Origin of the sequence: Microbacterium saperdae, from assembly GCF_006716345.1 — a bacterium.
Lineage (GTDB): Bacteria > Actinomycetota > Actinomycetes > Actinomycetales > Microbacteriaceae > Microbacterium > Microbacterium saperdae.
The window spans coordinates 1,091,837-1,117,607 of record NZ_VFOX01000002.1 but is presented as its reverse complement, the minus strand read 5'-3'; the positions used below and the strand labels follow the sequence as shown (position 1 = coordinate 1,117,607).

The 25,771-nt window shown below is 67.8% G+C and carries 28 protein-coding genes and 2 tRNA genes; 8 read left to right on the top strand and 22 right to left on the bottom strand.

What is annotated here, in order from left to right:
• Positions 1-41: 41 nt before the first annotated feature.
• Together FB560_RS19890 and FB560_RS19885 are read right to left on the bottom strand one after the other, a co-directional pair.
• Complete coding sequence (locus tag FB560_RS19890) at positions 42-1,079, bottom strand: methionine synthase (RefSeq protein ID WP_141874429.1); 1,038 nt, start codon at positions 1,077-1,079, stop codon at positions 42-44.
• A gap of 19 nt (positions 1,080-1,098) precedes the next feature.
• Entirely contained in the window at positions 1,099-2,091 is a 993-nt protein-coding gene (locus FB560_RS19885; protein ID WP_141874428.1) for a putative oxygenase MesX, read from the bottom strand.
• 126 nt (positions 2,092-2,217) lie between these two features.
• Here FB560_RS19885 and FB560_RS19880 point away from each other — a divergent pair, with 126 nt between their 5' ends.
• Positions 2,218-3,159: a LysR family transcriptional regulator gene (locus FB560_RS19880; protein WP_141874427.1), complete on the top strand. Its 942-nt coding sequence runs from the start codon at positions 2,218-2,220 to the stop codon at positions 3,157-3,159.
• Positions 3,160-3,170: 11 nt separating this feature from the next.
• Here FB560_RS19880 and FB560_RS19875 read toward each other — a convergent pair whose 3' ends face one another.
• From FB560_RS19875 to FB560_RS19865, 3 genes are all read right to left on the bottom strand, one after another.
• Positions 3,171-3,581 carry an META domain-containing protein gene (locus FB560_RS19875; protein WP_141874426.1) on the bottom strand — a complete coding sequence of 137 codons (411 nt, stop codon included), beginning with the start codon at positions 3,579-3,581 and terminating at the stop codon, positions 3,171-3,173.
• Positions 3,582-3,739: 158 nt separating this feature from the next.
• A tRNA-Arg gene (locus FB560_RS19870) sits at positions 3,740-3,812 on the bottom strand.
• A gap of 66 nt (positions 3,813-3,878) precedes the next feature.
• Positions 3,879-4,460: an asparagine synthase gene (locus tag FB560_RS19865; protein ID WP_141874425.1), complete on the bottom strand. Its 582-nt coding sequence runs from the start codon at positions 4,458-4,460 to the stop codon at positions 3,879-3,881.
• 131 nt (positions 4,461-4,591) lie between these two features.
• On the opposite strand from FB560_RS19865, the gene FB560_RS19860 reads away from it, so the two are divergent.
• Positions 4,592-5,431: an SDR family NAD(P)-dependent oxidoreductase gene (locus FB560_RS19860; RefSeq protein ID WP_141874424.1), complete on the top strand. Its 840-nt coding sequence runs from the start codon at positions 4,592-4,594 to the stop codon at positions 5,429-5,431.
• A 7-nt stretch (positions 5,432-5,438) separates the two neighbouring features.
• Here FB560_RS19860 and FB560_RS19855 read toward each other — a convergent pair whose 3' ends face one another.
• The 11 genes from FB560_RS19855 to FB560_RS21010 all read right to left on the bottom strand — a co-directional run bounded on the left by FB560_RS19855 (position 5,439) and on the right by FB560_RS21010 (position 17,583).
• Positions 5,439-6,311: a hypothetical protein gene (locus FB560_RS19855; RefSeq protein WP_229673028.1), complete on the bottom strand. Its 873-nt coding sequence runs from the start codon at positions 6,309-6,311 to the stop codon at positions 5,439-5,441.
• Positions 6,308-6,553 carry a hypothetical protein gene (locus FB560_RS19850; RefSeq protein ID WP_141874423.1) on the bottom strand — a complete coding sequence of 82 codons (246 nt, stop codon included), beginning with the start codon at positions 6,551-6,553 and terminating at the stop codon, positions 6,308-6,310. The genes FB560_RS19855 and FB560_RS19850 overlap by 4 nt, the downstream gene beginning before the upstream one ends.
• 130 nt (positions 6,554-6,683) lie before the next feature.
• Positions 6,684-7,340 (bottom strand): GntR family transcriptional regulator, encoded by a 657-nt coding sequence (locus tag FB560_RS19845; protein ID WP_141874422.1) that lies wholly within the window; start codon positions 7,338-7,340, stop codon positions 6,684-6,686.
• Between the two features lie 123 nt (positions 7,341-7,463).
• Complete coding sequence (locus FB560_RS19840) at positions 7,464-8,117, bottom strand: NADPH-dependent F420 reductase (RefSeq protein ID WP_229673026.1); 654 nt, start codon at positions 8,115-8,117, stop codon at positions 7,464-7,466.
• A gap of 40 nt (positions 8,118-8,157) precedes the next feature.
• Positions 8,158-9,120 carry a GNAT family N-acetyltransferase gene (locus tag FB560_RS21015; RefSeq protein ID WP_229673024.1) on the bottom strand — a complete coding sequence of 321 codons (963 nt, stop codon included), beginning with the start codon at positions 9,118-9,120 and terminating at the stop codon, positions 8,158-8,160.
• Positions 9,121-9,160: 40 nt separating this feature from the next.
• Positions 9,161-9,604 carry a Fe-S cluster assembly sulfur transfer protein SufU gene (gene sufU / locus FB560_RS19830; RefSeq protein ID WP_141874420.1) on the bottom strand — a complete coding sequence of 148 codons (444 nt, stop codon included), beginning with the start codon at positions 9,602-9,604 and terminating at the stop codon, positions 9,161-9,163.
• On the bottom strand, positions 9,601-10,908 hold the full coding sequence (locus FB560_RS19825; protein WP_141874419.1) for an aminotransferase class V-fold PLP-dependent enzyme: 1,308 nt from the start codon (positions 10,906-10,908) through the stop codon (positions 9,601-9,603). The genes sufU and FB560_RS19825 overlap by 4 nt, the downstream gene beginning before the upstream one ends.
• Positions 10,909-10,980: 72 nt before the next feature.
• Positions 10,981-12,750 (bottom strand): malto-oligosyltrehalose trehalohydrolase, encoded by a 1,770-nt coding sequence (treZ, locus tag FB560_RS19820; RefSeq protein ID WP_141874418.1) that lies wholly within the window; start codon positions 12,748-12,750, stop codon positions 10,981-10,983.
• Positions 12,747-15,095, bottom strand: coding sequence for a malto-oligosyltrehalose synthase (treY, locus tag FB560_RS19815; protein ID WP_141874417.1), 2,349 nt, complete (start codon positions 15,093-15,095; stop codon positions 12,747-12,749). Before treY ends, treZ begins: the two co-directional genes overlap by 4 nt.
• A complete protein-coding gene (gene glgX / locus FB560_RS19810; protein WP_229673022.1) occupies positions 15,092-17,299 on the bottom strand; it encodes a glycogen debranching protein GlgX in 2,208 nt (735 codons plus the stop codon). Before glgX ends, treY begins: the two co-directional genes overlap by 4 nt.
• The gene (locus FB560_RS21010; RefSeq protein WP_229673020.1) at positions 17,296-17,583 is read right to left on the bottom strand and encodes a hypothetical protein; all 288 of its coding nucleotides are present in this window, start codon (positions 17,581-17,583) and stop codon (positions 17,296-17,298) included. The genes glgX and FB560_RS21010 overlap by 4 nt, the downstream gene beginning before the upstream one ends.
• 217 nt (positions 17,584-17,800) lie before the next feature.
• Between FB560_RS21010 and FB560_RS19805 the strand changes: the two genes are divergently transcribed.
• The 3 genes from FB560_RS19805 to FB560_RS19795 all read left to right on the top strand — a co-directional run bounded on the left by FB560_RS19805 (position 17,801) and on the right by FB560_RS19795 (position 19,921).
• Positions 17,801-18,697, top strand: a complete 897-nt coding sequence (locus tag FB560_RS19805; protein ID WP_229673019.1) for an RNA polymerase sigma-70 factor — start codon at positions 17,801-17,803, stop codon at positions 18,695-18,697.
• Entirely contained in the window at positions 18,694-19,086 is a 393-nt protein-coding gene (locus FB560_RS19800; protein WP_141874415.1) for a sigma-70 family RNA polymerase sigma factor family protein, read from the top strand. Before FB560_RS19805 ends, FB560_RS19800 begins: the two co-directional genes overlap by 4 nt.
• Positions 19,087-19,165: 79 nt before the next feature.
• Positions 19,166-19,921, top strand: a complete 756-nt coding sequence (locus FB560_RS19795; protein ID WP_141874414.1) for an SDR family oxidoreductase — start codon at positions 19,166-19,168, stop codon at positions 19,919-19,921.
• Positions 19,922-19,931: 10 nt separating this feature from the next.
• Here the strand turns inward: FB560_RS19795 and FB560_RS19790 are convergent, their stop codons facing one another.
• A complete protein-coding gene (locus FB560_RS19790) occupies positions 19,932-20,312 on the bottom strand; it encodes a winged helix-turn-helix transcriptional regulator (RefSeq protein WP_141874413.1) in 381 nt (126 codons plus the stop codon).
• Between the two features lie 87 nt (positions 20,313-20,399).
• On the opposite strand from FB560_RS19790, the gene FB560_RS19785 reads away from it, so the two are divergent.
• Entirely contained in the window at positions 20,400-20,792 is a 393-nt protein-coding gene (locus tag FB560_RS19785; protein ID WP_141874412.1) for a nuclear transport factor 2 family protein, read from the top strand.
• Positions 20,793-20,871: 79 nt separating this feature from the next.
• The gene (locus FB560_RS19780; protein WP_141874411.1) at positions 20,872-21,519 is read left to right on the top strand and encodes a LysE family translocator; all 648 of its coding nucleotides are present in this window, start codon (positions 20,872-20,874) and stop codon (positions 21,517-21,519) included.
• A 2-nt stretch (positions 21,520-21,521) separates the two neighbouring features.
• Here the strand turns inward: FB560_RS19780 and FB560_RS19775 are convergent, their stop codons facing one another.
• From FB560_RS19775 to FB560_RS19760, 4 genes are all read right to left on the bottom strand, one after another.
• The gene (locus tag FB560_RS19775) at positions 21,522-22,142 is read right to left on the bottom strand and encodes a GyrI-like domain-containing protein (RefSeq protein ID WP_141874410.1); all 621 of its coding nucleotides are present in this window, start codon (positions 22,140-22,142) and stop codon (positions 21,522-21,524) included.
• Positions 22,143-22,234: 92 nt separating this feature from the next.
• Positions 22,235-23,098 carry an AraC family transcriptional regulator gene (locus FB560_RS19770; RefSeq protein ID WP_141874409.1) on the bottom strand — a complete coding sequence of 288 codons (864 nt, stop codon included), beginning with the start codon at positions 23,096-23,098 and terminating at the stop codon, positions 22,235-22,237.
• Positions 23,099-23,210: 112 nt separating this feature from the next.
• On the bottom strand, positions 23,211-23,345 hold the full coding sequence (locus FB560_RS19765) for a methionine/alanine import family NSS transporter small subunit (protein WP_141874408.1): 135 nt from the start codon (positions 23,343-23,345) through the stop codon (positions 23,211-23,213).
• Positions 23,342-24,961, bottom strand: a complete 1,620-nt coding sequence (locus tag FB560_RS19760) for a sodium-dependent transporter (RefSeq protein ID WP_141874407.1) — start codon at positions 24,959-24,961, stop codon at positions 23,342-23,344. Before FB560_RS19760 ends, FB560_RS19765 begins: the two co-directional genes overlap by 4 nt.
• Before the next feature lie 200 nt (positions 24,962-25,161).
• Here FB560_RS19760 and FB560_RS19755 point away from each other — a divergent pair, with 200 nt between their 5' ends.
• A complete protein-coding gene (locus tag FB560_RS19755) occupies positions 25,162-25,560 on the top strand; it encodes a helix-turn-helix domain-containing protein (protein WP_141874406.1) in 399 nt (132 codons plus the stop codon).
• A 12-nt stretch (positions 25,561-25,572) separates the two neighbouring features.
• Here FB560_RS19755 and FB560_RS19750 read toward each other — a convergent pair.
• A tRNA-Ser gene (locus FB560_RS19750) sits at positions 25,573-25,661 on the bottom strand.
• Positions 25,662-25,771 lie beyond the last annotated feature (110 nt).

Below are 25,771 nucleotides of genomic sequence, written 5' to 3'. Positions count from 1 at the left end.
GGTCGCGGCGTGTTCTGGCCCCTCGCCCGGATGCCCCGCGGTCAGACCTTCGCGGCGGCGAGCTCCTCACGGACGATAGCCGCGCCCGCGCTGAGCGCGCCCAGCTTGCCGCGGGCGACGTCGCGGGGCAGCGGGGCCATGCCGCAGTTCGTGCTCGGGATGAGCTTGTCGGCATCCACGAATGCGAGCGCTTTCCGGAGGGTCTCGGCGACCTGCTCCGGAGTCTCGACCGTCTCGCTCGCCACATCGATGGCACCGAGCATGACCTTCTTGCCGCGAACGAGTTCCAGGAGGTCGATCGGCACATGGGAGTTCTGCGATTCGAGCGAGATGACGTCGATGGAGGACTGCTGCAGAAGCGGGAACGACTCCTCGTACTGGCGCCACTCCGAACCGAGGGTCGCTTTCCAATCGGTGTTCGCCTTGATGCCGTAGCCGTAACAGATGTGCACGACGGTCTCGGCCCGCAGCCCTTCCACCGCACGCTCCAGCGCCGCCACGCCCCAGTCCTGCACCTCATCGAAGAAGACGTTGAAGGAGGGCTCGTCGAACTGGATGATGTCGACCCCCGCGGCCTCGAGCTCGCGCGCCTCCTGGTTGAGGATGGTGGCGAACTCCCAGGCCAGCTTCTCGCGGCTCTTGTAGTGACGGTCAGCGAGCGTGTCGATCATCGTCATCGGACCGGGAAGCGCCCACTTGATCGGCTGGTCGGTCTGCTGACGGAGGTACTTCGCGTCATCGACGAACACCGGCTTCTGACGACTCACCGCACCGACCACGGTCGGCACGTTCGCGTCGTAGCGATTGCGGATCCGCACGGTCTCGCGCTGATCGAAGTCGACGCCGTCGAGGTGCTCGATGAACGTCGTGACGAAGTGCTGACGGGTCTGCTCCCCGTCGCTGATGATGTCGATGCCGCGCTGGCGTTGCTCCTGCACAGCGATGCGCAGCGCATCCTGCTTGCCCTCGACCAGGGCATCGCCCTCCAGCTTCCAGGGAGACCAGAGGGTCTCCGGCTGCGCGAGCCACGAGGGCTTCGGGAGGCTGCCGACGATCGAGGTGGGGAGAAGAGTGTTCATGTTCGTGATGCTCCGCGGGTCAGGCGACCGGGGTCGGGTAGTCGGCGGCCCAGCGATCGAGCACATCCTGGTGAGGCGTGATGAAGTGCTCAGCCGTGTACTTCCCCTGCGCGCTCGCGAGCTGGTTGCGCTCGACACGGTCGTACGCGATCTGCGTCGACGAGAAGTTCTGCTGATCGAGCGTCGGCCGGTAGGTGCTCGCCGCCGCCGCGTTCGCGTTGTAGATCTCCGGACGATAGATCTTCTGGAACGTCTCCATCGTGCTGATGGTGCCGATCAACTGCAGGTTCGAGTAGTCGTTGAGCAGATCGCCCCTGAAGTAGAACGCGAGCGGAGCCACGCTTCCGGGGGGCATGAAGTAGCGGACCTGCAGCCCCATCTTCCCGAAGTACTCGTCGGTGAGGGAGTAGTCGCTCTGCTGATACTCGACGCCGAGGACCGGGTGGTGGTTCGCGGTGCGCTGGTACTCCTTGCTCGTCGAGACGCTGATGCAGATGACGGGAGAGGTCGAGAACCGCTCCCGGTACGCGGCGGAGTCGAGGAAGTGCTGGAACAGCTTGCCGTGCAGCACGCCGAACTCGTCGGGGAGGGTGAACTTCCCGGCAGCCTCGGTGGTCGCCGGCAGCAGCACGCTGAAGTCGTAGTCGCGGACGTAGGACGAGAAGTTGTTGCCCACGATCCCGTGATGACGTGCGCCGGTGACCCGGTCGACGATCTGGATGTCGAGGACCTCGAGCAGCGGGAACTCCTTGTCCTCACCTCCCGTGGAGAACTCCAGCTCGACCGAGACGATCTCGAGCTCGACGCCGTAGCGGTCCTGGGTGGGGTTGTCCCAGTGCGCGAGAGAGTTGAAGCGACGCTCGATCATCGTCAGCGCGTTGTGGAGGTTCTGCTGGCGGTGCTCGCCCCGGGCCAGGTTGGCGAAGTTCGTGGTGATGCGCGAGTTCTCCGAGGGCGCGTAGTCCTCGTCGAAGCGCGTGGTGGAGATGCTGAACGTGAATTCGTTCGCCATGAGCGACCCATCTGATTGCTGTGATCGGCCGGATTCGGCCGCGCGGAAGTCTGTGGTTCCATCGTGCAGGCACGGGGCGGATATCGGGTAAGTAGCCACGACTATGCATTGTTATAGGCTCCACCTATGGCTCGTGGATCCAACGGCATCACCCTGCAGCAACTCGTCTACTTCATCGAGGTCGCCGCGGAGGGGTCGATCAGCGCCGCCGCCGACCTGCTCTACGTCTCTCAGCCGACCATGTCGTCGGCGATGAAGGATCTCGAGGCGCGGATCGGGCGCACCCTCTTCCTCCGGTCGGCCCGCGGAGTGACGCTCACCACCGAGGGGGCGGAGTTCCTCGGATATGCGCGGCAGGTCACCGAGCAGGTCGCCCTTCTCGAGCAGCGCTACCTCGGGCGGGCGCCGTCGCGACGCCTGCTGGGAGTCTCGGCGCAGCACTACTCCTTCGTCGTCGACGCGTTCGTGCGCATGGTGAAGGGCAGCAATGCGGCCGAGTACGAGTTCTCGCTGCGGGAGACGCGCACCTGGGAGATCATCGAGGACGTCCGGACGCTTCGCAGCGAGCTCGGCATCCTCTACCGCAACGACTTCAACCGGAACGTCATCGACAAGCTCCTTCGGGACTCGGGACTCGCCTTCCACCCGCTCTTCCTCGCCGACCCGCACATCTTCATCTCCCGGAAGAACCCGCTCGCCTCGCGGGATCACGTCACGCTCGACGATCTCGCCGACCTGCCGCGACTCACCTTCGACCAGGGCGCGAACAACTCGTTCTACTTCGCCGAGGAGATCCTCTCCACCCTGTCGAGCAAGCAGGAGATCCGGGTCGCGGACCGCGCTACCATCTTCAACCTCATGATCGGCCTGGACGGCTACACGATCTCGACAGGCATCATCAGCGACGACCTCGATCCGGAGATCGTCGCGATTCCGCTCGACATCGACGAGCGGATCGAGATCGGCTGGATCGACCACTCCGCGATCCCGCTCACGGAACAGGCGCAGCGCTACCTCGAAGAGTTGCGTGCCGTGGTGGCGGGGTTCGGGGTGGAGCTGCTCGGGTAGCCCGGCGAGCGCTAGTCGAGAGGACGGAGCGCGACGATGACATCGCCGTCTTGGTTCCTCACCGTGAGGACGCCGTCCGAGATCTCGCCCGCGCTCGGAGGCTCGACCCAGTGCTCATACCCTGAGCAACCGATGTCGGTGGTGCTGAAGAGCCCGAAGCGGATGTCCGCTCCGTCCTGCTCCCACTCGAAGCTGACACCATTGCAGCCGTTGTCTCCGACGACGATTCCTTCGCGGCGGAACTCGAACTCGGCCACTCCGTCACCCCACGTGGTTCCAGACAGCGGAGCAGCGTCCGGAGACTCAGCCTCATCGACAGGCGTTTCGGTGGCCACCGGATCCGGGACCGCGGTGCCCGTGCATCCGGCGAGCCCGAACGTCAGGCCCCACGCGACGGCGAGCATGACAGGGGCGCGTCTCATGGACCCATGATCTCATCGGTGCGCAAGCCCGTTGGGGTTCGCCGCTGAGCGCGGAGGAACGCCGAGCGCGTGGACGAGTGCGGCGCGTTTTCGGCATCGCAGAGCGGCCAGAAACGCAGAAACGGCCCCCACCGAAGTGGAAGCCGTTTCTGGATCTGTGCGCCCGAAGGGACTCGAACCCCTAACCTTCTGATCCGTAGTCAGATGCTCTATCCATTGAGCTACGGGCGCTCCTGGACCGCTCAGCGGGCCGTAGAACAGCCTACAACAGTCGCGACGGGAAAGCGAAACGGGGCCTCACTCGGCCTCGGCGTCGGCTTTCTGCTTCTTCTTGCGCTTGGCTTTGGCGCGCTGCTGCGACGACAGCGCCTGCAGATCGACGAGCCGCAGCGCCTGCATCCGCGCCTCGCGCATGCGGTCGTAATCGGGGTCGTGATCCGGACGCATCCCCTCGACCCGCAGTCGGCGGTCGAGGTTGTGGCGCACGTCGGCCCAGGCCGCTTCACGCGCTTCTTCGACGATGACGCGGAGCCGGTCGCGGTCCTGCATCATGTCGCGCAGCTTGGCGGCGACGCCGCTGGACTGCTTCGCTCGACGACGGAGGTTGCGCACGTCGCGATCACGGTAGTCGTGCGTGCCGGACGGGTCGGAGTGGCGACCACGCGCCCGCTTGCGCAGGGCGGTCACGTTCGCGGCGGCCTCTTCGGACTCCTCGGCCATCGCGCGCAGCGCCTCCCGGGCGTCGTCGATGTACTTGTCGGTGTCGAAGACCCCGTTCTCGGCGATCGTGCCGACGAGGATGTGATTCTTGACGGCCAGGCGCGCTGCAGCGGTCGCGATCGCGACACCTTCAGCGATGGCATCCGCTGTCCGTCCCACCGGTACCTCCTCCTCACGAGCGTACCGGTATCGCTTGCGGGAAGCGTCGGCCAGAATGGTTCGGATCGGGATCTCACCCCGCCCGACGACCACCCAGACGGCGCGCACCGCCGCGCGCCAGAAGGAGAAGCATGAAGCACCTGCACCTTGCCGGGAGCACGACCGTGATCACCGGCGCGGCGAGCGGCATGGGCGCGGCGATCGCCCGGCTGCTCGCGGCCGAAGGCGCGCATCTCGCGTTGCTCGATCACAACGCCACTGCTCTCACCGAGATCGCCGCAGAGCTGACCGGCACCACCGTCACCACGCACGTCGTCGACCTCCGCGACGACGACGCCGTATTCGCCACCGCGGCCGAGATCACGGCTGCGCATCCGCGGATCAACGCCCTGATCACGTGCGCCGGCTCTTCGATGCTCGGCAATCTGGACCAGCTGACGATGGAGGAGATGCGCTGGCTCACCGATGTGAACCTCTGGGGCACGGTCTCGATCACCAAGGCCCTGCTGCCGGCGCTGCGGAACGCGCCGGCCGCGCACATCACGCACCTGGCCAGCGTCTATGCCCTCGCCTCTCCGGCCGGACGGATCCCCTACGCGATGAGCAAGTTCGCCGTCCGCGCCTTCTCCGAGGCTCTGCGTCACGAGCTCGAAGGGAGCTCGGTGTCGGTCGGTGCCGTGTACCCGGCGGGCGTGCGCACCGGCATCATCCTGCACGGACGGTACGCCGCCGCGATCGATCCCGCGGTCGCGGCACGAGCAGCCGAGGCGCAGGCCGCGATGTATCACACCGAGCCGGCCGACGCGGCGGCGCGGATCGTGCAGGCGACGAAGCGTCGCCGCCCCCGCACGATGGTCGGGAGGGAGGCGCGACTCATCGACGTACTCGTGAGGGTGGCTCCGTCGGCCTATTGGCGCGTGATGCGTGGCCCGCTGCGCGAGGCGATCGACACCACGACGCCGATCTCCTGACCAGGCGTCAGCGCACCGCGCCGACCCAGATCCCCGAGGCCCATGCCTGCTGATCACCGTTGCACCCCACGCTGCCCGGGTAGCCGCGCACCACGGCCATGCAGTTCGCCAGGAACTCCGGATCCCCGCCGAACATCGACCGGTACGCACCGGACGAGTTCAGCGCACCCCAGACCCGGAACTGGTAGATGTGGGCGAGCTCATGGGCCATCGCCCAGTTCAGCCGTCCCTCGCTCCAGTTCGCGATGTCGCCGCGGTACTTGATGTAGCCGCCACTGTTCGCGCACGCGGGCGCGTTTCCTCCCGCACAGGAGGAGGACTCGTAGAGCCCGACACCGCCACCGCCGACGCGATCGAGCGCGGCGCGCACCCGGGCGTAGCCGTCAGGTCCGCTGGTGCTCCAGGCCGGGCCGCCCGGACCGGCGCTCTGTGCGAGCTGCACCGCCTGCCACGTGGCCACCTCTTCGCCGACCTTCGCGGTGAGCGCGTGAACTGTGGCAGTGGCGTTCTTCACCGTGTCGGGGTCGGCTCGTTCATCGAGCACGGTCTGCTGCGCGGACAGGGCCGCCGCCCGATGCGCCGCGGTGTCGACCTTGCCCTTCGCACCGGCCAGCGCGGTGCTCAGCGCCGTGATCTCCGTGAGGAACGCCGGACGGACCTCGAGCACTGCGGCGCGATCCGCCGTGTCATCCTCTGCACGTTCGACGGCTCCTTCGAGGTAGTCCGTGCGCTGCAGCGCGGTGCGGGTGGTGCCGGCGAGCGCCGTCAGCTCTGCCACTGCCTCCGTGCGCTCAGCGTCGAGACCGTTCGCGCGCGCCATGATCCCGACCGAGAGCATCATCGCGACCGCGACGGAGACCGAGACGAACCGACGGATCACTGCAGGAATCCCGTGGAATCGGAGAGCACCGCATCCTGCTCGGCGATCTGGGACCTCAGCGCGGTGAGCTGTTCCGCCAGACGGAGGTTCTCCGCTCGCGTGTCGTCGAACAGCTTCTCGGTCTTGACGACCTGGGCCCTGATCTCATCCAGCGCCGCCACGCGCTCCTGATCGGCGACCACGACGAGCACCGCCCCGCCCACCAGCAGCAGGCCTCCGACAACGACAGCAAGACCCCGCATCTCGCTCCCCAGGACAACGCGACAGTTCCGGAACGATTCCGATACGCCCCAATATATAGCGATCGCGGCGTCGCGTCCCCCGCTCGAGCACCCGGGACGACGCGACGGGTCGTCCCGTCCTCACCGCCCGTCAGATCTGGTAGCCGTTGGCGAGCCGGCGCTCGGCGACGGCCTGTCCGTTGGCCAGGTGCTGCGGGATGAGCGTGCGGATCGCATCGACGTCACGCGCGACCAGGGTCTCCAGGATGACGCGGTGCTCTTCCGCCATCGCCGGCAGATCGTCGTGCTGCCCGAACAGCCAGCGCAGACGCGTGATGAACACGGCGATCAGCTCGCCCAGCATCTCGTTCCCCGCCAGTTCGGCGGCGATCTCGTGGAACTCCGCCGCGGCGATGCGCGCCCCCTCGGCATCGTCCGTCTTGGCCGCGTCCCGCTCGCGTTCGTACGCCGCGCGGAGCCGCGCGATCCCGGCCGTGTCGTGGCGCTCGGCGGCGAAGACGAAGATCAGCGTCTCGATCGCCTCACGCACCTCGGCGAAGTCCTTGATGTCGCGATGCGTGAACTCGCGCACGACCGCCCACGTGCGCGGTCTCGCGACCACGACGCCCTCCCCCACCAGGGCGCGGATGGCTTCCCGAACGGGCAGCCGCGAGACGTTGAGCTCGGCGGCGATGTCGCGCTCAACGAGCCGGGACCCGGGCGCGCGGCGTCCGAGGATGATGTCATCACGCAGTATGCGCGTGACCCTGGCCGACTCTAGTTCGCCGGTAGCCCCCGCTGCCGTCATCCCGCGATTGTCTCACTCGGCGGGATCGGGGACAAGTTTTGGTATCCCATCCCGCTCGGGCCACTCACGCAGAAGGAGGGAGGCCGTCGACGACGACCTCCCTCCTTCTGCAGCGCCACGACCTCAGGGAAGGCGATTCGCGATCGCGAGGTTGGCTTCGAGCTCGGCGGCGTTCTGGCGCACGACGTACGCGGGACGGTCGCGCTCGACGCGCCACGACTCGCTCAACGCACCGACGTTCACGGTGTCGAACCCGATCTCGTCGTAGAAGCGCGTCACGAACTCCACCGCCTCCGCGTCGTCGCCCGCCGTCGCGAGCGCCCGACGGTTCTCCGCACCGGCCGGAGCGCCGTCGGTCGTGATGTCGGCGGCGTAGATGTGGTTGAACGCCTTGGCGACCTTCGAGGTGGGCAGGTGCTGCTGCACGAGCTCCGACGTCGTGGTCTCGCCCTTGTCGAGCGCCTCGATGTGACCGTCGCGCTCGAAGTAGTAGTTGTTCGTGTCGAGCACGATCTTGCCGGCGAGGGGCTCGACCGGAACCTGGTCGAGGGCGCGCAGGGGAACCGTCACCACGACCACGTCACCGGCCGCTCCGGCCTCCACCGCCGTCGCGGCACGGGCGCGCGGGCCGAGTTCCTCGACGAGCGCGGCGAGCGTCTCCGGACCGCGCGAGTTGGAGATCACGACGTCGTAGCCGTGGGCGACCGCCACGCGCGCGACCTGTGATCCGATGTGTCCTGCACCGATGATTCCGAGAGTTGTCATGTGGGGGGCCAACGCGGCAGACGCGCGGGTATTCCCGCACCGACGCCGGGCGTCACGATCCCGCGCGCGCCGCGTCTCCGACGTCGAGGACGAACTGCTCCTCGAGCCGTCGGTACCCGAGCTGCTCGTATAGCGTGACCGCGGCGTCGTTGAATCCGAACACGTGCAGGCCGATGGACCCTGCACCCAATCGACGCGCTTCACGTTCCGTGGCATGCATCAGCTCACGCCCGTAGCCCTTCCGACGCTGATCCGCAGCGACCTCGATGTCGAGGATGAAGGCATGGGGACGACCGCCCCGCTCCCGCATCCCGATCCAGAGGATTCCGACCTCGACGCCGTCGACCGTAGCCGTGAAGATCTCCTGGCCCGGGGTGTCCAGGCCCTGAGGCAGCTCCTGCAGGAACTGCCGGCGCGACTCCACTGCCGCCTCTTCGGGGCTGTACCGGCCGGACGTGGCGAGGTCGACCGCGAAAGCCGCCTCCGAGGTGTCCGCGAAGCTCGGATAGCGCTCCACCGTCATCGGAGCCACGACCACATGAGGGGCCACCTCACGGTCGGGCAGCGGTTCGAGCAGCATCTGGATGGAAGCGACGCGGAAGCCCCGCCCGTCGACGAGGCGATGCCCCTCGACATCCTGCCGGAAGAGCCCGATGCTGATCAGCGAGGCCTCTTCTCCTGTCGCGATGGTCTGAAGCGCTGCCACGATCTCGTCGCCCTGCGACGTCGACGGCGGAACCGAGAGAGCGAGATCGATCACGAACAAGCGCCCAGCGTTCGCGCCGAGCCAGAGCGTGCCGAGCTCGTCGTCGCCATCGGCGATGAGCAGCACCTGCGAGGCCGTGGAGTCCAGACCGTTCGGCAGGAGTTCGGTGAAGTACTGCCCGGCCTGTGTGACCGCATCCTCACCGAGGCGCAGTCCGGAGTCCTGGCGCAGACGGATGAGCCGCTCCCTGGTGGCCGCGCTCCACTCGTCGTAGCGTGCGGCGGGCAGTGGCGTGAGGCGTACGGTCATACTGTCCATCCTGCGCCCTCGCGGAGGAGCGGTCGACCGATCAGGCCGACTTGTGCAGCGCGTCCTCCGCAGCGACCCACGCGAGCATCGCGCACTTCACCCGAGCCACATAGCGGGACACCCCGCCGAGCGCCGCCGCGTCTCCGAGCAGCTCCTCGTCGGGTTCGATCTTGCCGCGCGAGCGCATCGCTTCCCGGAACGCATCGATGCGCACCTCCAGGTCTGCAACCGACAGTCCTTCGGCGAGCTCCGCGAGAAGGGACGCCGACGCCTGCGAGATCGCACAGCCGTGGCCTTCCCAGGCGATCGCCTCGACGGTTCCGTCGGCCGCGCGATGCACCTGGAGCGTGACCTCATCGCCGCAGGTCGGGTTGACCTGGTGCGACTGCGCCGCGATGGTCTCGCGCAGACCGAAGCCGTGCGGGGTGCGCGAGTGATCCAGGATGAGCTCCTGGTAGAGGTTCTGCAGGTCGCCGGATGTCATGCGTGCACTCCGAAGAAGTCGATGGCCGCAGCGACGCCGTCGATCACGGCCTCCACCTCGGCCTCGGTCGTGTAGAGATAGGTGCTCGCCCGGGTGGACGAGGTGATGCCGAGGCGTCGGTGCAGCGGCTGCGCGCAGTGGTGTCCGACGCGCACCGCGATACCGCGGTCGTCGAGGAACTGCCCGACATCGTGCGAATGGATGCCGTCGACGTCGAAGCTCGCGAGTCCCACACGCGGCAGGTCGATGCCGGCGCCGAGCACACGGACCCCGTCGATCGCACCCAGCCCGTCGACCAGACGGCGACCGAACGCCGCCTCATGCGCGGCGATCCGCGGCATGCCGACCGCGGTGAGATAGTCGATGGCTGCGGCGAGCGCGATCGCCTGAGACACCCGCTGCGTGCCCGCCTCGAAGCGCTGCGGCGGCGGCAGGTACTCGGCGTGCGTCGTCGTGACGGTCGTGATCATCGAGCCGCCCGTCAGGAACGGCGGCATCGCCTCGAGCAGGTCACGGCGACCGTACAGCGCGCCGACGCCGGTGGGCCCGAGCATCTTGTGTCCGGAGAGCACCGCGAAGTCGACGTCGAGGGCTCGCACGTCGAGCGGCAGATGGGGTGCGGACTGGCAGGCGTCGAGCAGCACGAGCGCGCCGGCCCGACGCGCGAGAGCGATGATCTGCTCCACCGGGTTGATCACGCCGAGCACGTTGGAGACGTGAGTGACGGCGACGAGCTTGGTGCGATCGCCGATGATCGCGGCGGCCTCGTCCATTCGGAGCGCGCCGTCGTCGTCGAGCGGGATCACGCGCAGCGTCGCGCCGGTGCGGGCCGCGAGCTCCTGCCAGGGGATCAGATTGGCGTGGTGCTCCATCTCGGTGGTGACGATCTCGTCGCCCTCACGCAACCGCAGGCGGTCGGCCTCCGCCCCGCCGCGCCCGAGTGAGGCGTTGGAGAGCGAGTACGCGACCAGATTGATCGCCTCGGTCGCGTTCGAGGTCCAGACGATCTCGTCGTCGTCGGCGCCGACGAAGCGTGCGACGGTGGCCCGCGCATCCTCGAACAGCTCGGTGGCCTCGGCCGCGAGGGTGTGCGCGCCCCGATGCACCGCGGAGTTCATGGTCGACGCGAACTCGCGCTCGGCATCCAGCACCACGAACGGCCGCTGCGACGTCGCACCCGAATCGAGGTAGGCCAGCGGATGCCCGTTCACCTGCATCTGCAGGATGGGGAAGTCTTCGCGGATGCGCCGGACCTCGTCCTCGCTCAGCGGGGCGAGCACGTCAGCGGCGGGGGGAACGCTCATCCTTCTAGCTTCTCATCTGACGACGAGGTCCGGGTCGCGTCGTCTCGCGCGCGCACCGCCGGATGCCGCTGCTCAGGCCCGCGCCGACCCCACCACGACCGCTGCCTCGGACGGGACCCGCACGCGACCGGCGTCCGGTTCCACGGCGGACGTCGACAGCAGCACGGCGTCGCCGGGGTCGATGTCGAAGACGACGGCATCCGCGGTGAGGTTGATCAGCACCGCGCAGGCCCCGCGGTCGATCCGGTACGCCCGCGTGCTCGGGTCTCCGTCGTCCTGTGTCACCGCGACGTGCGTGTGCGTCAGGTCGGGATCGGTGAGTTCGGGGCGCGTACGCCGCAGCGTGATGAGGTCGCGGTACAGGGCCAGCAGAGCAGCGTGATCGGGGGCCTCCCTCTCACTCCACTGCAGATGCGAGCGCCGGAACGTCGCGGGGTCCTGCGGATCGGGCACATCGGCGGGATCCCAGCCCATCCGCGCGAACTCGGCGGTGCGCCCTTCCCGCGTCGCACGCCCGAGCTCGGGTTCGGGATGCGAGGTGAAGAACTGCCACGGGCTCGATGCACCCCATTCCTCCCCCATGAAGAGCATGGGGGTTCCGGGAGCCGTCAGGGTGAGCACGGCGGCGACCGCGAGTCGTGACGGCGACAACGACGACGAGAGGCGGTCGCCTGCGGCCCGGTTGCCGACCTGATCGTGGTCCTGCGCGAACGTGACCAGACGCCAGCTCGGCACCGTGTCGGGGATCGGAGAGCCGTGCACCCTGCCGCGGAACGACGAGTACGTGCCATCGTGGAAGAATCCGTGTCGCGACACCTTGGCGACGGCATCCGCGGCTGCGAAATCGGCGTAGTAACCCGTGGTCTCCCCTGTCAGCGCCACATGCACGGCGTGGTGCCAGTCATCGGACCACTGCGCCGTCAGCCCGAACCCGCCCGCCTCACGCGGCAGGATCAGCGTCGGGTCGTTCAGATCGGACTCGGCGATCAGGCTCAACGGTCGACCGAGTCGGGCGGACAGGGCATCGGTGCGCTGCGCGAGTTCCTGCAGGATGTGGGTCGGCGATTCGTCATGCAGCGCGTGCACGGCGTCGAGCCGCAGACCGTCGACGTGGAAGTCCGTCATCCACATCTCGGCGTTCTGGAGGATGTGGGCACGCACCGCGGGCTCATGCAGATCGACCGAGTCGCCCCACGAGTTGCCCTCGCCGTCGCGCAGGTACGGACCGAACTCCGGCAGGTAGTTGCCGCTGGGTCCGAAGTGGTTGTAGACCACGTCCTGGATCACGGCGAGACCTCTGGCGTGGGCGGCATCCACGAAACGCTGATACGCCCGCGGGCCGCCGTAGCTCTCCTGCACCGCGTACCAGAGCACCCCGTCGTACCCCCAGTTCCACGCGCCGTTGAACGCGTTGACCGGCAGCAGCTCCACGTGGGTGATCCCGAGTGCGGCGAGGTGGTCGAGCCGTGCGATCGCGGCATCGAGCGTGCCGTCGGGGGTGAACGTGCCGATGTGCAACTCGTAGAGCACGCCCCCGGCGAGCTGCCGCCCCGTCCACGCGGAGTCCGTCCAGGCGAACCGGTGCGCGTCGAAGACCGCGGAAGGACCATGCACCCCGCCCGGTTGGCGCCGGGAGCGCGGATCCGGGCGCACCTGGTCGCCGTCGTCGATCAGGAACCCGTAGCGCTCGCCGTCGTCCTGATCGAGATCGGCGGACCACCAGCCGGAGACGCCATCCCGCTCGTGCGGACCGGTGAGTTCCTGCTCGGCGGTCGACTCCCCGTCATCGGTCAGGGTGCGCACCCGCATCCGCCGCGCACGCGGAGCCCACACCTCGATCATCGAGCGTCCACCAGCAGCGCCACCGGATAGTCCGCGAGCAGTTCCTCCACCCGCACCGGCCCAGGCTCGATACGGCGACCGGTCAACGCGTCGACCGCGGCGACGTCGCGGCGCAGGAGCTGCGTCTCGCCCCATCCGCCGAGACGGGAGAGTCCGACGGGTAGTCGTGTCGCCACCACCGTCACGCCGCCACGGTCCACCGCGACCGCGTGAGCGGATGCCGGACCGGTCACCACCGCCGGGCGGTACGTCGCGAACAGCTCGGGGTTGTCGCGACGCAGCCTCAGCGTGCGCGAGGTGACGAGAAGCTTCGCCCGTCCGGAGTCATCGATCGGCGGCAGCACACCGCGTCCGAAGTCCGTGTCGAGAGCCTGCAGCAGACGCGCCCGCTCCGCGAAATCGACCGGCCGGCGGTTGTCGGGGTCGACCAGCGAGTGGTCCCACAGCTCGGTGCCCTGATAGACGTCGGGCACGCCGGGGCCGGCGAGCTGCAGCAGCTTCGCCGACAGCGAGTTCGAACGGCCGAACGCGTCGATCTCGGCGACGAAGCGCTCCACCGTGGCACGCGCGGCACCGCCCGAGGCGTCGGCGATCGCCGCCAGCCCCTCCTCGAAGGCCGCATCCGGATGCTGCCACCCTGTCGCCTCCGCCGCTTCCCTCGCCGCCTTCTGCGCATAAGCGAGCACACGATCCGAGGCGATCGGCCATGCCCCGACCACGGCCTGCCAGAGCAGGGCATCGAGCGGACCATGACCGGTCGATGCGATCGTGCGCAACTCCTCCAGCACCTCGGACCACCGCTCCGGGATCTCCGACAGGACGCTGAGTCGGGCGCGGACGTCTTCCGAGCGCTTGGTGTCGTGGGTGGAGAGCGTCGTCATGGCATGCGGCCAGGACGCCAGCCGTGCCCGCTGTGCATCGTGGAACTCCGCGATCGACAGGGCGGCGATCGACGGGTCGCCACCCACCTCGGTGAGGGTGCCCAGCCGCGTCCACCGATAGAACGCGGTGTCCTCCACACCTTTCGCCATCACGGCGCCACTCGTCTGCGGGAACCGCACGCCGACCTCGGTGCGCGCATCGGCGAGCAGAGGTTGCAGTTCGTCGAACGCGTCCGCGAGGTCCGGGCGCCGTGCGCGTGACTCCTGGAACGCCTCGCTCAGATGCTCGTGTCCCGCCGGGAGGTAGGAGCGATACACCGGGAAGCACGCGACCAGCTCGGCCAAGGCGTCTTCGGCTCCCACGATCCCGTACGGAAGACTGCCGACGAGGCGACGGATCTCGGATTGCAGCAGCCCATCCGCGATCATCCGCTTGGTCGTGTGGATGAGCTCGGGCCAGCTCTGGCCTTCGGCGAGCCCCGTCTCGGCACGCAACCGCGCGTCCAGCAGGGACAGCGCTGCGACACCGTCCGGGTCCACGAGGACGCGATCGATCTCGCCGAGCGCGTCGTAGCCGGTGGTCCCCTCCGTGCGCCACCACGGCGGCAGCGACTCTCCCGGTTCGAGGATCTTCTCCACCAGCGTGTACACGGCCCCCGTCGCACCCGCCAGTGCCTCCAGGTATCCACCGGGGTCGGCCAGGCCGTCGGGATGATCGACGCGGATGCCGTCGGCGAGACCCTCCGTGATCCACCGCACGATCTCACGGTGCGAGGAGGCGAACACATCGGGCAGCTCCACCCGGATGCCGGCCAGCTCCGACACCGCGAAGAAGCGGCGGTAGTTGAGTTCGGCATTCTGGTCCTGCCAGAAGCGCAGCTCGTAGTGCTGGGCGGCCAGCAGCGCGGGGAGGTCGGATGCGAGGTCTCCCGAGCCCGGGGCGAGCGGGAGCACATGCTCGAAGTACGACAACGTGCCGTCGGGGGCGTCGTCGGATGCGGTCGTGTCGACCACGAAGTCCCCGTTGTCGAGCGCGGCTTCGGCGACCGAGCCGAGGATCGGCAGCCGGAGCTTCCCGTTTCCGTGACGCCAATCGATGTCGAATGCGGTGGCGTACCGCGACCCGCGACCGAGGCGCAGCACGTCCCACCACCACGGGTTCTGCCTCGGTATCGCGACACCGACATGGTTGGGCACGATGTCCACGAGGACGCCGAGCCCCGCCTCGTGCGCGGTGTCGGCGAACCGGCGCAGACCGGCCTCGCCGCCACGGCTCGCATCGACGCGGGAGTGGTCCACCACGTCGTAGCCGTGATCCGAACCGGGCACGGCGGCGAGCAGGGGCGACAGGTAGGCCCAGGAGATGCCGAGATCGACCAGGTACGGCACCAGGTCCGCGGCGTCGTCGAGGGTGAGCTGCGAGCGGATCTGCAACCGATACGTCGACAGCGGTCGCCGCGTCATGCGCGATGCTCCGCGGTCGGTGCAGGAGAGGTGATCACGGCTTGCTCGCTCTGGACGCGCAGCGACGCGTCGACCGAATCGTCGGGCACGACCTCGGCCCCGTCGATCTCGCGCAGCACCACGAGCGCCCGCGCGTCGAGCGTGAACCCCGACCCCGCGGCGAGCGCCGGCTCGTTCCCCCGCTCGCCCGCGGTGTCGACCATCACCTGCCAGCTCGGCGCATAGCGATCGTCCGGCAGCGTGACCTCGACCTCCTCGCCACTGTTGAAATAGACGAGGAAGTTCACGTCGGTGACCGGTCGCCCGCGCAGATCCCGTTCTCGGATCCCTCCCCCGTTGAGGAACATCCCCACGGCGAGGCCGAAACCCGAATCCCAATCCTCCGGCGCCATGGGCGCGGCATCCGGTCGTAGCCAGACCACGTCGGGAACGCGCCCACCGTCTTCTGCGCGCACCGGACGCCCGTTGAAGAATCTGCTGCGTCGGAACGTCGGATGCGTCCGCCGCAGGCGCGCCACCGCCGCGGTGAACTCGATCAGCGGCGCATCCGCCGACTCCCAGTCGATCCAGGTGATCTCGTTGTCCTGGGCGTAGCCGTTGTTGTTGCCCTCCTGCGTGCGCCCCAGCTCGTCGCCGTGCGCGATCATCGGCACGCCCTGCGACAGCAGCAGCGTCGCGAGGAAGTTGCGCTGCTGTCGCGCGCGACGCCGGTTGATCTGCTCGTCATCCGTCGGCCCCTCCACCCCCAGATTGTCCGAGCGGTTGTGCGATTCGCCGTCGTTGTTGTCCTCGCCGTTCGCCTCGTTGTGCTTCTCGTCGTACGAGACGAGGTCTCGCAGCGTGAACCCGTCGTGCGCGGTGATGAAGTTGATCGACGCCACCGGGCGCCGCCCCGAATGTTCATACAGGTCGGCGGAGCCGGTCAGGCGCGACGCGAACTCGCCCAGCGCCTGCGGCTCACCGCGCCAGAAGTCGCGGACGGTGTCACGGTACTTGCCGTTCCACTCCGTCCACTGCGGCGGGAAGTTGCCGACCTGATATCCGCCGGGCCCGACGTCCCACGGCTCGGCGATGAGCTTGACCTGCGACACCACCGGGTCCTGCTGGACGAGTTCGAAGAACGTCGACAGCCGGTCGACGTCGTAGAACTCCCTGGCCAGGGTCGACGCGAGATCGAACCGGAAGCCGTCGACGTGCATCTCCGTGACCCAGTAGCGCAACGAATCCATGAGGAGCTGCAGCGCGTGCGGGCTCCCGGCGTTGAGGCTGTTCCCGGTGCCGGTGTAGTCGGTGTAGTACCGCCGGTCCTCCTCGAGGCGGTAGTAGGCCTCATTGTCGATCCCTCTCATCGACAGGGTCGGACCGAGGTGATTGCCCTCCGCGGTGTGGTTGTACACGACATCGAGGATGACCTCGATGCCCGCCGTGTGCAGCGCGCGCACCATGGCCTTGAACTCCTGCACCTGCTGGCCGCGCTGACCGCTCGAGGAGTACGACGCGTGCGGGGCGAAGAAGGCGAGCGTGTTGTAGCCCCAGTAGTTGGAGAGCCCCTTGTCCTGCAGTGTCGAGTCGTTCACGAACTGGTGCACCGGCATCAGCTCGAGAGCGGTGATGCCCTGATGCACGAGATGCTCGATGATCGCGGGGTGGGCGATGCCGGCGTAGGTGCCCCGCAGCTCCTCCGGGATGTCGGGGTGGGTGAAGGTGAGCCCCTTCACGTGCGCCTCGTAGATGACGGTCTGCGCGTACGGCGTCTTCGGCAGACGATCGCCCGCCCACTCGAAGAACGGATTGATCACGACCCCCTTCGCCATCGCCTCGGCGGAGTCATCGTCGTTGCGCGAATCGGGCTCGCCGAAGTCGTAGCCGAACAGCGACTGCCCCCACTCGATCTCCCCGTCGACGGCCTTGGCATAAGGATCGAGCAGCAGCTTGTGCGCGTTGAAGCGTTTGCCCTCCGCCGGCGCGGCGGGGCCGTGCACGCGGTAGCCGTACAGCTGCCCCGGCTGCACGGAGGGCAGGTATCCGTGCCAGACGAACGCATCCACCTCTGACAGCGGCACCCGCTCCTCCGCGCCGTGCTCGTCGAACAGGCACAGTTCCACCCGCTCGGCACCCTCGCTGAAGAGGGCGAAGTTCGTGCCCTGCCCATCGAAGGTCGCGCCCAGCGGGTACGGTGACCCCGGCCAGACCTCGTGGGTCACAGAGCGCGATTCCGGGAGGCGCGGTCGACGACCAGCTTCACGGCCTCGTCGAAGCCATGCGCCTGGGCGATCTCCTCCGAGTTCCGGTACGGGTGACCCGCGTAGCAGACGAAGACCGGAGCCACCCATTCGACATAGCCGATCGGGGCGTCGGTGACCACGACGTAGCGGTCGAGATCGACGCGCTCCGTGCGCGGCTTCTCCTCGGGGGCGGCGTTCTCCTCCACCGGTTCGGCGGGACGCTCTGAGTCGAATTCAGGAGCGATGGGGGCTTTCGCAGTCATGCGGACTCCTCTTTCGTGGGTGTCGCCCACGCTAGACGCAGACCTGCGTCAGGAGAACGGCGTTGCCAGAACGGTCACACAGCGGTTACCATCCGGAAACATCGCCGCCTCGTCGTCAGCAACAGCGGGGCGACTTCGCTCCGAGATGTCACACCTGCGGCTTCTGTCCGGTCAGAGAAGAGAGGACACTCTGCGCGCTGCGCAGAGAGGAGGAGCCATGAGCGGTGAGATGACGTCGGGCGATGACCTGGACGATGCGCTCGGCGTGTTCGACGAACAGCGTCGGCGGCTGTTCGGCATCGCATATCGGATGCTCGGCAGCGTGGCCGATGCCGAGGACATCGTGCAGGAGACCTGGATCCGCTGGCAGAGCACCGAACGCTCCGGTATCCGGGAACCGGGAGCGTTCCTCGCGACCATCACCACGCGCCTGTCGATCACCGTGCTGCAGTCGGCCAGAGTGCGACGCGAGACCTACGTCGGCCCGTGGCTGCCCGAGCCCGTGAACACGGAGGATGATCCGGCGCTCGGCGCCGAGCGTGCCGAGGCGCTGCAGTTCGCGGTGCTGCTCATGCTGGAGAAGCTGACCCCGACCGAACGGGCGGCGTATGTGCTGCGCGAGGCCTTCGACTACCCGTATCCGCGCATCGCCGAGGTCATCTCCGTGAGCGTGGTCAGCGCCCGGCAACTCGTCAGTCGAGCGCGCGCCCACCTCACCTCCGAACGGCGGATCGCCGTGGAATCCTCGGCGCAGCGCACCCTGCTCGCTGCCTTCCTCGTCGCAGCACAGGAAGGCGACGCCGCCCAGCTCGAGAAGCTGTTCGCGGACGAGGTCGTCAGCTACACCGACGGCAACGGCGTCGCACTCGCCGCGCGCATCCCGGTCAGCGGGCGTGGACGGGTGGCGAAGTTCGTCGCCGCGTTCGCGCATCATTTCTGGGTGGGCAAGTCGATCGGCTGGGTGCGCGTCAACGATCAGCCGGCGGCGACGCTGGTCGAGAACGGCATCGTGACGACCATGGTCACCGTCACGACATCGGACGACGGCATCCGACAGCTGCTCTGGGTGATGAGCCCCGAGAAGCTGCGCCATGTGAGCGCGGCGCACGCATGACCCGGCCGCCGGCCCGGTGGCGTCGGCGCGAACCGCAGCCCCCGGATCCGGACACCATCGACGCTTTGGCGCTCGCTCTGGTCGACCAGGACGCGGATCGCACGCGCTCATTGCTGCATGCCGCGGTCGTGACGGTGATCGACAGCGGCGGATACGGCGATGCTCCCTCGTCCGTGCTTCCCGGACCGGATGCCGCCGCCGATGCGGTGCTGCGGAGTGCGGTCTCGGGCGACGTCGCGACGGCATCCGTCAACGGCAGCCCCGGCATCGTCATCCGCCGGCAGGGTCGGATCACGACCGTGCTCTGCGCGCGCACCCACGCGGGGCTGATCGTCGAACTGTGGATCATCCGCAATCCCGAGAAACTGCGGCGGTGGGATCGGCCCTGAGCGTCACAACCGGAGAGCCCATCCGGTCAGAGCTGGTGGACGCTGCTCTTCGTGCGGCGCAGTCAGAGGAAGGCTCGACATGTCAAAGATCGTCGTCATCGGCGGAACGGGGCTCATCGGCTCCCAGGTCGTCGCGAAGCTCACGGCCCACGGGCACGAAGCCATCGCGGCGTCTCCCAACACGGGAGTGAACTCGATCACCGGAGAAGGTCTCGCCGAGGCGCTGACCGGTGCCGACGTCGTCATCGACGTGTCGAACTCCCCGTCCTTCGAGAAGGATGCCGTCCTGGCGTTCTTCACGACGTCGACGAGGAATCTGCTCGCCGCGGAGAAGGAAGCCGGTGTCGGGCATCATGTCGCCCTCACCATCGTCGGCACCGACCGCCCGCAGGACATCGACTACTTCCACGCCAAGGCCGCCCAGGAGAAGCTGATCGCCGCCTCCGGCGTGCCCTACTCGTTCGTGCACGCCACGCAGTTCTTCGAGTTCATCGGCAGCATCGCGTCGACGGTCGCCGCCGGGGCGGAGGTCCGGCTGCCCGGTGCCCTGATCCAACCGATCGCCGCGGCCGATGTGGCCACCGCGGTCGCCCGCACCGCTGTCGGCGCACCTCTGAACGGCGGAATCGAGATCGCCGGCCCCGAGGTCTTCACGATGGATGAGTTCATCCGGCGCGGACTCGCGTTCCGCGGTGATGACCGGGTCGTCGTGCAGGACCCCGACGCGCAGTACTTCGGCGCACATATCGAAGAGCGCACGCTGCTCCCCGTCGATGGAGCACAGATCTTCCCGACCACGCTCGCCGAGTGGCTGCCCGCGAACCCGCCGCGCTGAGGCCGACCGATCAGCGGCCGTCGAGCACGCGTTCGTCGGCCGCTTCGTCGTAGCGGTCCTGCGCATCGCGCACGTCGTCCACATGGGACTCCGCCCAGACCTGCAGGGCCTGGAGGGGTTCGTGCAGTGTGCGTCCGAGTGCGGTGAGACGGTAGCGCGCGTGACCGTCCGGATCGACGCCGTGCGCGATCATGCCATCCCGCTCCAGAGCGCGCAGCGTGTCGGAGAGCACCTTCTTCGCGATGCCATCGACGCGCTGGTGCAGCTCGCCGAACCGCAGCGGCTCCTCGTGCAGGAGCACCACGATCATCGCGGTCCACTTGTTGGCGATCCGGGCGAGCGACGCCCGCGACGGGCACTTGGCCGAGAACACGGTCCACCCGGTGCTCATGCGTCGCTCCGTCCGGTGACGTTGAAGTAACCGCGCCCCGCTCGAGACGCTGGATGTTCACAGTACCGAGTCATCTGGAGGAACATCATGTCGGCTATCGACGTCGTGGGACAGTACGGAGCGGCCATGGCCGCGGGAGACATGGCCGCGCTGGCCGCCACCTTCAGCCCGGATGCCGTCTGGCATCAGCCCGGCGCGAACCAGGTGTCGGGCGACCACATCGGTCCCGACGCGATCCTCGCTCATCTGGGCACGTTCATGGAGCTCAGCGGCGGAACCTTCGCGCTGGAGACCGATTCCGCGACCGAGAGCGGCGACCTGGTGTCGGCGACTGTGCGGTTCCGCGCGCAACGACCGGGGCAGCCTGACCTCGACCAGCACGGCGTCGACGTGTTCCGGATCACGGACGGACGCATCGCCGAAGTCTGGCTGATCAGCGAGGACCAGGCCGCCGAGGACCGCTTCTGGGGCTCCGTCTGAGATCACGGTCGTGGGTGGTCGCGAGGCCATCCACGACCGTCCCTGTCGCGTTCGCCCGCGCACCCCCTAGGCTCGCTTCATGATCGCCACCCCCACGCTCCTCGCGTTCATCGCTGCGGCGTTCATCATGGTCGTCATCCCCGGGCCCACCGTGCTGTTCACCATCGGACGGTCGATCGCTCTCGGGCGGCTCGGCGGGTTCCTCAGCATCGTCGGGACGGCCGTGGGATCGATCATCCTGGTGCTCGCGGTCGCGCTCGGCGTGGGGACCGTGATCGCCCAGTCGGTGGTGCTCTTCACGATCGTCAAGGTCGCCGGCGCCGGCTATCTGGTGTTCCTCGGCATCCAGGCGATCCGCCACCGGAAGGATGCGGCTGCAGCCGTCACCGGCGCCGTGCAGCGCACGTCGGGGTGGCGGCTCCTCTTCGAGGGATTCGTGGTGGGCATCACCAACCCCAAGTCGATCGCGTTCTTCCTGGCGATCCTCCCCCAGTTCGTCGACCTGCACGCCGGATCGGTGCCGCTGCAGCTCTTCGTGCTCGGCTCGATCGTCGTGGTCATCGGCGTCACGTGCGATGCGGTGTGGGTGCTGCTCGCCAGCGCGGCCCGCGACTGGTTCGGCCGGTCGCCGCGGCGGATCTCGACCATGTCGGCCACCGGTGGGGGCATGATGATCGGCCTCGGCGCGTTCCTGCTGCTGTGGAGCGAGAAGCCCGCGACGGCCTGAGGTCAGACGGCTCGCGACACCGGCTGCCGGAGGATCGTGCGCAGCTTCGCCGGCTCGACGCGGCGGACGTCGCTGAGGTAGATCTCGTGGTGGAGTCCGCGCATCTCGAAGCCCTGCTCCGGGATGAAGCGGTCGTGCAGGTCGGCGAGCACTGGCGCCTCATCGTCGTAGGACCCGACGTGCAGGGTCTGCACGCAGAGACCCTCGTCGAGCAGTTCGAGCCGGACGGATGACAGGCTCGGCGAGGCATCCTTCTTCTTCGCCACGGCGTCGACCGCCGCCGCGAACATCTCATCGGTCACGTGCGCGGGAACCATGATCAGAAGCGTCCACAACCACGCGGACTTGTCGCGCCGCGAGGTGAAGGTCTCCATATCAGGTGCATGCCACAGCCCCTCGAGCGGCATCACGACCGTGTCGAGACCGAGCTGTTTCCTGCTCGCGAACTTGAGCGTGTAGGCCAGCGAGAACAGCGCTGTCACGGCGTGCGAGTACTCCGGCACCGAGTTCGGATCGCCCGCACCGTCGATCATCAGGTACCGCATGGCCGGGATCTCGACCACGCGGAAGACGCCTCTCTTCGCCTGATACGCGTCGAGTGTCTTCTTCAGATCGATCGCCATGTCGTGGCCTCCTCCGCTGCTGGGGCCAGTGTGTCATGGAGGTCGGACGCCGGTGGGTGCGTCCGAGAAGACGTCACCCACCGGGTCGAGTGTCAGACTGATTCGACCGGGAGCCAGAGCTCGCACGACGCGTGCGTGCCGCTGAACTCGAGATACCGCACGATCGACGGCCCCGGGCGCAACCGCCAGGGGTTCGACGGGAACCACTCCGTCGCGGTCGCCGCCCAAAGGTTCTGCAGGGTCTCGGGGAACGGTCCCGCCGACGCGAACACGGCCCAGGCTCCTGCTTCCAACGGCATCCGATCGAGATCGTCGGGCACCGGTGTCGAGGCCCGCAGCGCGACGCCGTGCAGATAGGTGAGAGGCGAGCCTTCCGGCGCATCCGGGTCGACATCCGCGGTCACGGCCAGGATGCCGGACGGCTCGGCGTCGGAGAGCGCCTTGAGCCGCGCATGCTCCTGCGCGGGGATGCCGGCGATGTGCTCTTGGATGTGCGGGTTGACCCCCGTGTGGATCAGCGGCACGGTGGCGGCATGTCCGGCGAGCATGAGGTCAGGCTGGGTGATGATGGTGACGTGCATCGGGGTGCTCCCTTCGACGCTCAGGCGGAACCGGAGCGTGGGTTGTGTGCGGAGAGGACCACCGTCTCGGCGCGCATCCGCCGGCCCGATACCGTGCACCGAGCGGAACGCCCGACCGAACGCCTCGACCGATCCGTACCCGTGACGCACTGCCACATCGAGCAGGCTGGGCGCCCCGACGACGAGTTCGGCTCCGGCAAGGGTCATGCGGCGACGACGCACGTACTCCGACAACGGCATGCCCGCCAGCGACGAGAACATCCGACGCAGGTGGTACTCCGTCGTGCCGTGCTCGCGAGCGAACACGGCCAGGTCGATCTCGTCATCCGTACGCTGCTCGATGAGATCGACCAGGGCGTTGAGCGTTCCGATCATGCGGTCCTCCTTACCCCTCCATCGTCGTCACGAGGGTATGCCGCAGACCCGATCGTTCGCGACCGATGCGATCGGGTCTCGCGCCGACGAGAGCGGGGAGGACGAGCCTCCCTCAGAGCTCGACGGGCGGCGACGGCTCCGATGCAGACTCCTCGGGATGCCGGGCGAGGTTGATGATCGCGGCGATCAGACCGCCCCAGACGGTGACCATGGCGATGATCATCATGACGATCGCTGTCGTGGTCATGCGCGCGTCCCCTTCCGGTCGGTCTGCAGAGGAATGGAGGCCGTCTCGGGGTCGGCCTGGTAGCTCTCCTCCTGCAAGAACTCGTCGTACTCCGGATCGTCCTTCGCGTGCGATCGGGTACCCCAGGGCAGAGCGGAGAGCAGCAGTGCGATGAGCACCAACGCGACGACCATGCCCCAGCCGAACACCCCGATGAACCACGACGGGTAGCCGCCGTACGGCTCCGCGATCTTCTCGATGAGACCCGTGACGAGGAGATAGCCCAGAACGAGCGGAGCGAGCACGCCGATCAGGATCTTCCAAAGCGTGCCGACAGGGAAGCTCGATCGCCTGTTGAGGTGTTCGGTCAGCGCCGGCAGCTTGTGCAGGAACCAGGCGACGACGATCACGGCGACCAACGCGACCGCCATGATCCCGAAGGCGTTGACGAACGCGTCCGCCGTGTCGAGCACGGAGATCGCCGTCGTGGTCGAGAACAATGCCATCGAGATCACCGCCAGCGGTATCGACACGATGAGCGTCGTGCGGATGCGCCCCCAGCCCAGCTTGTCCTGCAGAGCGGCGACGATGACTTCGAGGATCGATATGAGCGAGGTGATCCCCGCGAACACCAGCGCACCGAAGAACAGGACGCCGATGATCGAACCACCTGCAGCCTGCGACACGATCGTCGGGAAGGCGATGAATGCGAGCCCGATGCCGGAAGTCGCCACGCCGGCGACATCCGTCCCCTGCGCCTGCGCCATGAATCCGAGCGCCGCGAACACACCGATACCCGCAAGGATCTCGAAGCCCGAGTTCGCGAAGGCGACGACGAGACCCGACCCGGTGAGGTCGGTCTTGCGCTTCAGGTACGAGGAGTACGTGACCATGATCCCGAAGGCGACCGAGAGCGAGAAGAAGATGTGTCCGTACGCAGACGCCCAGACGGCCGGGTTTGCGAGCGCCTCCCAGTTCGGAGCGAAGAACGCGTTGAGCCCTTCCGCCGCTCCCGGAAGGAACAGCGACTGCACCACGAGGATCGCGAACATGACCGTCAGCAGGGGCATCAGGATCATGTTCGCGCGCCCGATGCCGCGCTTGACTCCCAGCGCCATGATGCCGATGACGAGAAGCCAGACGACCACGAGCGGGATGCCGACCTGCGGCACGAAATCAGTCGACACCCCGACCACCGCGACGTCGGCCGACTGCAGGAAGTCGGTGAAGAAGAAGTCGTTCTCGTTCCCCGGGCCCCAGGTGAGCTGCGCGGAGAACCAGGTGTACATGGCCGCCCAGGCGATGATCACCGCGTAGTAGACAGCGATGACCACGCAGATGAGTACCTGCCACCACCCGAGAGGCTCGGCCGCGCGGTGCATTCGGCGGAACGCCAGCGGCGCAGAACCACGGAAGCGGTGACCGATCGCGTAGTCGAAGAAGAGCAGCGGGATGCCGGCTGTCAGCAGTGCACAGAGGTACGGGATGAGGAAAGCTCCGCCTCCGCCCTCGTACGCGACATACGGGAATCGCCAGATGTTCCCGAGCCCGACGGCCGAACCGATCGCCGAGAGGATGAAGACGTTCCGCGAGCCGAAGGCCTCGCGTCGTGGTGTCTGCGTCGTTGCGGTGGCCATGCGGAGACCTTACCGGATGCCGTTCCGGCGGCCTCGGGACCGAGCCGGAAACACCTGAACGGGGTCGATTCCAAGAAGAAGTGCGGAGACGAGGGTGCGGAGACGAGGGTGTCTGGTTTCAGGACATCGTGAACGGGTGTCTCGGGACATCGTGAACGGTGCGGCTGGTGGCGCGGGCATGTCTCGGGACATCGTGAACGGTGGCCAAGTACGAGATCCTCATCAAAGCCGTGACCGTTCAACACCTCTCCTACGGTGAGGTCGCCGCCCGGTACGGGGTCTCGAAGATGCTGGTCCACAAGCTCCATCACCGGTGGCTCACCGAGGGAGATGCGGCGTTCGAGCCCCTCTCACGCCGGCCGCAGACAACGCCGAATCGGACGGCGGTCCCGACCCGTGAACGCGTGATCGCTCTGCGTGATGAGCTCATCGGCAACGGAATGGATGCCGGGGCAGACACGATCGCAGAACACCTCGCCCGAGAGGGCATCCACCGGCGAACTCCTCATCGAATTCACCCTCGACCCCACCAAGAACTACCAACGCAAAAACGGCTGAACCCCCGGAAACCGGGGGTTCAGCCGTTCACGATGTCCTGAGACATCACACTGCGGAGACGAGGGGATTTGAACCCCTGGTCCCCGTGAGGGGACTCCACCTTAGCAGGGTGGTGCACTCGGCCGGACTATGCGACGTCTCCAGGCATCCGGCCCGAAAGCACGGATGCACCTAGCCATCATAACGGGTTCGACCGGGAGGTACGAACCACGGCCGGATCTCCCCTTCTTCGTCGACACGTATCGCCCGGAA

What these genes read in the sequence shown, in the direction of transcription:
- FB560_RS19845 (WP_141874422.1), bottom strand. Translation starts at nt 7,340, where the DNA reads ATGACGGCAGCGGGGGCTACCGGCGAACTAGAGTCGGCCAGGGTCACG.
- FB560_RS19875 (WP_141874426.1), bottom strand. Translation starts at nt 3,581, where the DNA reads ATGAGACGCGCCCCTGTCATGCTCGCCGTCGCGTGGGGCCTGACGTTC.
- FB560_RS19860 (WP_141874424.1), top strand. Translation starts at nt 4,592, where the DNA reads ATGAAGCACCTGCACCTTGCCGGGAGCACGACCGTGATCACCGGCGCG.
- treY (WP_141874417.1), bottom strand. Translation starts at nt 15,095, where the DNA reads ATGACGCGGCGACCGCTGTCGACGTATCGGTTGCAGATCCGCTCGCAG.
- FB560_RS19770 (WP_141874409.1), bottom strand. Translation starts at nt 23,098, where the DNA reads ATGATCGGAACGCTCAACGCCCTGGTCGATCTCATCGAGCAGCGTACG.
- FB560_RS19785 (WP_141874412.1), top strand. Translation starts at nt 20,400, where the DNA reads ATGTCGGCTATCGACGTCGTGGGACAGTACGGAGCGGCCATGGCCGCG.
- FB560_RS19800 (WP_141874415.1), top strand. Translation starts at nt 18,694, where the DNA reads ATGACCCGGCCGCCGGCCCGGTGGCGTCGGCGCGAACCGCAGCCCCCG.
- FB560_RS21010 (WP_229673020.1), bottom strand. Translation starts at nt 17,583, where the DNA reads ATGACTGCGAAAGCCCCCATCGCTCCTGAATTCGACTCAGAGCGTCCC.
- FB560_RS19775 (WP_141874410.1), bottom strand. Translation starts at nt 22,142, where the DNA reads ATGGCGATCGATCTGAAGAAGACACTCGACGCGTATCAGGCGAAGAGA.
- FB560_RS19795 (WP_141874414.1), top strand. Translation starts at nt 19,166, where the DNA reads ATGTCAAAGATCGTCGTCATCGGCGGAACGGGGCTCATCGGCTCCCAG.
- FB560_RS19765 (WP_141874408.1), bottom strand. Translation starts at nt 23,345, where the DNA reads ATGACCACGACAGCGATCGTCATGATGATCATCGCCATGGTCACCGTC.
- FB560_RS19805 (WP_229673019.1), top strand. Translation starts at nt 17,801, where the DNA reads ATGAGCGGTGAGATGACGTCGGGCGATGACCTGGACGATGCGCTCGGC.
- sufU (WP_141874420.1), bottom strand. Translation starts at nt 9,604, where the DNA reads ATGACATCCGGCGACCTGCAGAACCTCTACCAGGAGCTCATCCTGGAT.
- FB560_RS19790 (WP_141874413.1), bottom strand. Translation starts at nt 20,312, where the DNA reads ATGAGCACCGGGTGGACCGTGTTCTCGGCCAAGTGCCCGTCGCGGGCG.
- FB560_RS19890 (WP_141874429.1), bottom strand. Translation starts at nt 1,079, where the DNA reads ATGAACACTCTTCTCCCCACCTCGATCGTCGGCAGCCTCCCGAAGCCC.
- FB560_RS19885 (WP_141874428.1), bottom strand. Translation starts at nt 2,091, where the DNA reads ATGGCGAACGAATTCACGTTCAGCATCTCCACCACGCGCTTCGACGAG.
- FB560_RS19880 (WP_141874427.1), top strand. Translation starts at nt 2,218, where the DNA reads ATGGCTCGTGGATCCAACGGCATCACCCTGCAGCAACTCGTCTACTTC.
- FB560_RS19780 (WP_141874411.1), top strand. Translation starts at nt 20,872, where the DNA reads ATGATCGCCACCCCCACGCTCCTCGCGTTCATCGCTGCGGCGTTCATC.
- FB560_RS19760 (WP_141874407.1), bottom strand. Translation starts at nt 24,961, where the DNA reads ATGGCCACCGCAACGACGCAGACACCACGACGCGAGGCCTTCGGCTCG.
- FB560_RS21015 (WP_229673024.1), bottom strand. Translation starts at nt 9,120, where the DNA reads ATGACCGTACGCCTCACGCCACTGCCCGCCGCACGCTACGACGAGTGG.
- FB560_RS19825 (WP_141874419.1), bottom strand. Translation starts at nt 10,908, where the DNA reads ATGAGCGTTCCCCCCGCCGCTGACGTGCTCGCCCCGCTGAGCGAGGAC.
- treZ (WP_141874418.1), bottom strand. Translation starts at nt 12,750, where the DNA reads ATGATCGAGGTGTGGGCTCCGCGTGCGCGGCGGATGCGGGTGCGCACC.
- FB560_RS19850 (WP_141874423.1), bottom strand. Translation starts at nt 6,553, where the DNA reads ATGCGGGGTCTTGCTGTCGTTGTCGGAGGCCTGCTGCTGGTGGGCGGG.